Source organism: Halalkalibaculum sp. DA3122, assembly GCF_043951865.1.
In the GTDB taxonomy this organism is placed as follows: domain Bacteria; phylum Bacteroidota; class Rhodothermia; order Balneolales; family Balneolaceae; genus JAMQKA01.
This window is the reverse complement of the sequence record NZ_JBINJF010000098.1, coordinates 1-717: the sequence shown is the minus strand read 5'-3', so window position 1 is coordinate 717 and position 717 is coordinate 1. Positions and strand designations below refer to the sequence as shown.

Sequence of the window (717 nt, the reverse complement as noted above, 5' to 3'; positions counted from 1 at the left end):
CCGGAGGTGATCGGGTGGACCCCGGATGTGGGCCATATCATCAACGGGGGGATGGACCCGCTGGCCAAGATGAAGGAGTATGAGTCGCTGATCAACCTGGTCCACTACAAGGACTGGGCCGGCCCGGATACCTTTGCCCTGATGGGGGAAGGCAAGGTGGACTTCGTGGAGATCACCCGGTGGCTGGTCGAGATCGGCTTCGACGGGTGGATCATCTGTGAGGATGAAGCTCCGAAAGCCGTCGACCACCCGGACGAGGTGACCCTGCACGACGGGCAGTGGATTAAAAACGACCTGCTGCCGGCCCTGCACTAATTCACTGTAACAAACCCGAGGAATACCAATGCCATACGCCGAAACCAACGGAATTCAACTGTATTACGAGCAGCGCGGAAGCGGAGAACCTGTAATCCTGATCATGGGTATTACCGCCCCGGGGGAGGTGTGGGAAGACCACGCCTCTTTCTGGGAAGAAGACTTTCGCTGCATCCAGGTCGACAACCGCGGGGTGGGCCGCTCCGAGAAGCCGGAAGGCCCCTACACGATGGGGCAGATGGCCGACGACTACGCCGGGCTGATGGACCACCTTAATATATCTAAGGCCGCCGTGGTGGGGGTCTCTATGGGCAGCCCGATCGCCCAGCAGCTGGCCCTGCGCCACCCCGGGAAGGTCAGCTGCATGGTCCAGATGTGCCCGTGGGCGCGCTGCGACCGGAA

General features: G+C 61.2%; 2 protein-coding genes. Both read left to right on the top strand.

What is annotated here, in order from left to right; all coding sequences use genetic code 11:
* Positions 1-315: sugar phosphate isomerase/epimerase family protein (locus ACG2F4_RS19350; RefSeq protein ID WP_395262589.1), on the top strand; the 315-nt coding region annotated here is incomplete at its 5' end.
* A gap of 28 nt (positions 316-343) precedes the next feature.
* Positions 344-717, top strand: a 374-nt coding sequence (locus tag ACG2F4_RS19345) for an alpha/beta fold hydrolase (protein WP_395262588.1), incomplete at its 3' end; no start/stop codon positions are given.